Annotated in this window: 6 protein-coding genes; 4 read left to right on the forward strand and 2 right to left on the reverse strand. The window is 59.5% G+C overall.

Annotated features, from left to right (window positions below):
• Positions 1-73: 73 nt before the first annotated feature.
• On the reverse strand, positions 74-361 hold the full coding sequence (locus ABYA88_RS15435; protein WP_373188274.1) for a hypothetical protein: 288 nt from the start codon (positions 359-361) through the stop codon (positions 74-76).
• A gap of 280 nt (positions 362-641) precedes the next feature.
• Between ABYA88_RS15435 and ABYA88_RS15440 the strand changes: the two genes are divergently transcribed.
• Positions 642-1,376 (forward strand): HupE/UreJ family protein, encoded by a 735-nt coding sequence (locus ABYA88_RS15440; RefSeq protein WP_373188275.1) that lies wholly within the window; start codon positions 642-644, stop codon positions 1,374-1,376.
• A gap of 15 nt (positions 1,377-1,391) precedes the next feature.
• On the forward strand, positions 1,392-2,081 hold the full coding sequence (locus ABYA88_RS15445; RefSeq protein ID WP_373188276.1) for a hypothetical protein: 690 nt from the start codon (positions 1,392-1,394) through the stop codon (positions 2,079-2,081).
• A gap of 54 nt (positions 2,082-2,135) precedes the next feature.
• On the opposite strand, the gene ABYA88_RS15450 is transcribed toward ABYA88_RS15445, so the two are convergent.
• Positions 2,136-2,369 carry a hypothetical protein gene (locus ABYA88_RS15450; protein WP_373188277.1) on the reverse strand — a complete coding sequence of 78 codons (234 nt, stop codon included), beginning with the start codon at positions 2,367-2,369 and terminating at the stop codon, positions 2,136-2,138.
• On the opposite strand from ABYA88_RS15450, the gene ABYA88_RS15455 reads away from it, so the two are divergent.
• Together ABYA88_RS15455 and ABYA88_RS15460 are read left to right on the forward strand one after the other, a co-directional pair.
• Entirely contained in the window at positions 2,368-3,711 is a 1,344-nt protein-coding gene (locus ABYA88_RS15455; protein WP_373188278.1) for an MFS transporter, read from the forward strand. The two genes, ABYA88_RS15450 and ABYA88_RS15455, sit on opposite strands and share 2 nt — an antisense overlap.
• The coding region (locus tag ABYA88_RS15460; protein WP_373188279.1) for an HAD-IIB family hydrolase at positions 3,695-4,474 on the forward strand (780 nt) is incomplete at its 3' end. The genes ABYA88_RS15455 and ABYA88_RS15460, both read left to right, overlap by 17 nt.

Consider the following 4,474-nt stretch of genomic DNA (forward strand, 5'->3'; position numbering starts at 1 on the left):
ATGGGCGACGATAAGCAATGTCTTGTTGGTCATCGGTATGTCTCCTGTTGCTTTGACGGCATGGCGGCAGCTGTCAGCGCGAGCCCCAGACCCGGGCCACGGCGCGCTCGGAGCCGAGCCAGGCGACCACCACAGCGAAAAGGCCGACCAGGCCGAAGATACCAATTGGAATCATTACAGCCGGATCAGTTCCTTTGGGCAGAAACACCGCCAGCCCGGTTGCCAGGCCGAGAAACAGTAGGCCGGTGACCCAGAGAATCAGTCGTGCTTTGGGTGTGTAGCGATGGGGCTGATCACCGCCCTCGAGTTTATCGAGAAGAGGGGCAAACAGCTTTCTGGCAAGTGTTCTGGGCGTCGACATGGATTGGTCCGGATGCTGATTGTGAGGGCGGTTCACTGATGCTTGTTCAGACAAGTGTAGCCGCTATGGGCCTTCATGTGCCAATAGTGAGGCCGGCACAAAGCGGGGCGCAGTGGTATGCTCTTGCACCCCGATAATTCACGTTCGGATCGACAAGCTTGCCGAGGTTATGGCCGTCCACCGCCGTTACCAGTTCCGGCTGGAATGTCAGCCCAAGGTTTACCGGGTGATCTTGTGCCGGGGCGTTGCAGCTTTTCAAATCAAAACTGTTGGAGTGATTATGTTGTCAACTTTGCTTGACGGGCCTTCGGGTGCGCGCGCAACTGCCGCCGGACACCGTCTGTTCTGGATTTGTCTGACACTCGGGCTGCTTGGAATGAGCGCTGAAGTGCTGGCCCACGCTGTCGCCGAGGGCGACAAGGGATATATCCAGGAAATTACCGGGGTAAACCTCGTTGCGTTCATGTATCTGGGGGCCAAACACATGGTCACCGGTTATGACCATCTGCTGTTCCTGCTGGGGGTGATTTTCTTCCTTTACCGCATGCAGCACATCGCTATTTACGTGAGTCTCTTTGCGATAGGTCATTCCGCAACCATGTTGCTGGGGGTGTATTTCAATATCGGGATCAACAGCTACATTATCGACGCCATCATCGGGCTGTCAGTGGTGTACAAGGCACTTGATAACCTGGGCGCGTATCAGCGCTGGTTCGGCTTTCAGCCCAACACCAAGGCTGCAACCCTGATCTTCGGGCTGTTCCACGGCTTTGGCCTGTCATCCAAGATCATCGAATACAACATCTCGCCGGATGGCCTGGTTCCGAATCTGCTTGCGTTCAATGTCGGTGTCGAAATCGGGCAGCTTATCGCTCTGGCCATGATCCTGATCGTGATGGGTTTCTGGCGCAAGACTGACGGTTTCTGCCGCCACGCCTACACCGCCAACGTGGCCATGATGGGCGCAGGCTTCCTGCTCATTGGTTATCAGCTCACTGGTTATTTTGTCGCCTGATTCTGGAGAACTTTCATGTACAACACTGATATGCCCGCACGTGAAGAACTGCCCAGCTCCGCAAAGCTGATTCGATCCACCATCGTCGCGGCGTTCGTTGCGCTGGTACTGCTGGTCACGGTGGTAATGCCCGCCGAGTACGCCATCGACCCCACAGGCGCAGGCCGGTTGCTCGGTTTGACGCAAATGGGTGAAATCAAGCAGCAGCTTGCCGAAGAAGCAGCAGCCGATGAGGCTGCGCAGCTGACGGTCGTGCCGTCCGCCACCGAGGAGCTGAGTCCTGAGCCGGCAGCCTCTGCTCAGCAGGCGATTGTTGCTCAAGAGATTCAAGCCGAGCCGACGGGCGAGTCTGATGCCATGACGGCTCCGCCGGCGGCTCCTGCGCCATCACTGTGGAAGGACGAGGTGCGTGTGGTTCTGACGCCGGGCGAAGGCACTGAATACAAATTGACCATGGAAGAGGGTGCCCTGGCCAATTTTCATTGGGTTTCGGAGGGTGGCCCTATTAACTATGACACCCATGGCGACGGTAGTGGTCGCTCCATTTCCTATGAAAAGGGTCGGGGCGTTGCGGAGGATGAGGGCGAATTGAAGGCCGCATTTACCGGCAATCATGGCTGGTTTTTTCGCAACCGCAACAGCAGCGATATCACCCTGGTGCTGCGCACGAGTGGGGACTATGGCGAATTGAAACGGGCGAAGTGATCGGCTTGACCTGATACATGAGAAGCCAGGCATCGAGCCTGGTTTTTTTGTGCGTCAGGTCAGCTCGATCTGCTGTCTCTCGGCTAGAGTTGCCAGCGCTGTCGGGCGACGCGCTGCATGCTCGGGATCTGGTCCGGGCTGTCCCTGATGTGCTTTTGGACTGGTAACGCTGGCTCGCCTGGGGTATGGTTTTTCCACAAAGACATAATTTTCAAGTACTTCGCCCTTGCGGCGCTTTACACCCCATCTGCCTGAATCCATTTTGCAATACAGGGATTCAGTTTTCATGATTAAGATCCTGCTGCCTATCGCAGCCTTGCTTTCCGGTATCGCCCTGCTGTTGCTGGGTACCGGTCTGCTCAACACGCTACTGGCCCTGCGCGGCAGTGGCGAGGGATTCTCCGACCAGACGCTGGGCCTGCTTGGCTCGGCCTATTTTGCTGGCTTCATCCTTGGCACCTGGCTATGCCCGAAACTGATCCGGCGCATGGGGCACGTACGTGCGTTCGCGTTCCTCGCGGCTGCCGGGTCAGTTTCGGCGCTGGTGCATGCGCTACTGGTTGATCCGGTCACCTGGTTGATCCTGCGGATGATCTTCGGCGTTTCACTGGTGGGTATCTACACCGTGATCGAGAGCTGGCTGAATACCCAGGCGCCGCCGGAACGTCGTGGCCAGGTCTTCGCTATCTACATGGCGGTGAACCTTGGCTCGCTCGCGGTGGCCCAGCAGCTGCTGCGTCTGGACAGTCCGATGGCCTTCAGCCTCTTTGCCCTGACAGCAATTCTGATTACCGCGGCCCTGATGCCGGTGGTGGCGACTCGGTTATCGCAGCCGGTGATCGGCAACACCCGGGGGTTATCCCTGCGTCGGCTCTGGGAGGCGGCGCCGGTGGCATGCAGCGCCGCGCTGTTGTCTGGGTTGGCCATGGGCGGCTTCTGGGGTCTGGGCGCGGTATATGCCGGCCGCATGGGTATGGATACCGCGCAGATTGCTACCTTCGTTTCCCTGGTCATTATCGCCGGTGCCGCGTTGCAGTGGCCGCTGGGTATGTTGTCCGATCAGATTGACCGGCGCATGGCCCTGGCGATTATCTCGGCCATTGCGGTGGCTGGCGGCTTGCTGATGGCGCTGCTGGGCCAGTTCGGCCAGTGGCTGCTCCTGGCGGCGGCGGTGTTCGGTGGCGGTTCCTTTGCCGTGTATCCGGCGGCGGTGGCGCATCTGATCGACCACCTGCACCACGAGGACATTCTTTCCGGCAACGCCTCCCTGCTGATGCTGCACGGCCTCGGCGCGGCGGTCGGCCCGGCGCTGGCAGGCTGGCTGATGGGCATGACGGTACCGCTGGCGCTGCCGCTGTTCTTCGCGGTGATGTTCGGTCTTTGCGGGCTGTACGCGCTGCACCAGGCACGGCGCGGGGCGGACCGCATTGTCGACGAGCCCGCGCACTATATTCCTATGGTGCGCACTTCCAATGAGGTGCTGGGCATGATGCTGGAAGACGCCGAGGTGACCCAGGGCAGCCGCCACAAGAGCCCCGGGGCCCACCCGGACGCTGTTCAACCATACGCTGATCAATCCGATACTATTCAATCAGACCCTAGGAGTACCGCCAATGATTCTGGCCACTGATCTTGATGGAACCTTTCTCGGCGGCGATCCGGACAATCGCCAGCGTCTGTATCAACTGATTGCTGCCCACCCGGGTATCAAGCTGGTGTTCGTCACCGGGCGGGGCCTGGAGGTGGTGGTACCGCTGCTGTCCGATCCGGCGATCCCGCGTCCGGATTACATCATCTGTGATGTCGGCGCCTCGGTGGTGGATGGCGAGACCCTGCAGGCGGTCTATCCGCTGCAGAGTGAAGTCGAAGCGAGCTGGCCTGGCGAGCAACTTGTGCTGCAGTCCATGGCCGGTTTTGCCGGACTGGAACGCCAGAACGTCCCGCAACAAAGGCGCTGCTCGTATTTCTGCCAACCCGGTGCGGTGACCGACGAGATCCGCCAGGTGGCCGAAAAGATCGGTTGTGATGTGTTGTTTTCCGCCGACATGTATCTGGACCTGCTGCCGGGCGGGGTCAACAAGGGCAGCACGCTCAAGCGACTGGTGGCCCACCTTGAAGCCGACTTCGATGATGTGCTGGTAGCCGGGGACACTCTCAACGACCTGTCGATGTATGAACAGGGTTTCAAGGGGGTCTGCGTTGGTGAGTCCGAGCCGGGCCTGCTGGAAGCTACAGCGGACCGGGCCAAGGTATTGCACGCCAAACTGAGCGGCTGTGGCGGAATACTCGAAGCCCTGGGGCATTTCGGCTTTCTGGGTCCCATGGGTATCGACTCCGAATTGCCTGGTCTGGGTATCAAGGGCAAGGCCGAGCTGGTGATGGTCTACCACCGC

Origin of the sequence: Halopseudomonas sp. (genome assembly GCF_041579695.1) — a bacterium.
Taxonomy (GTDB): Bacteria; Pseudomonadota; Gammaproteobacteria; order Pseudomonadales; family Pseudomonadaceae; genus Halopseudomonas.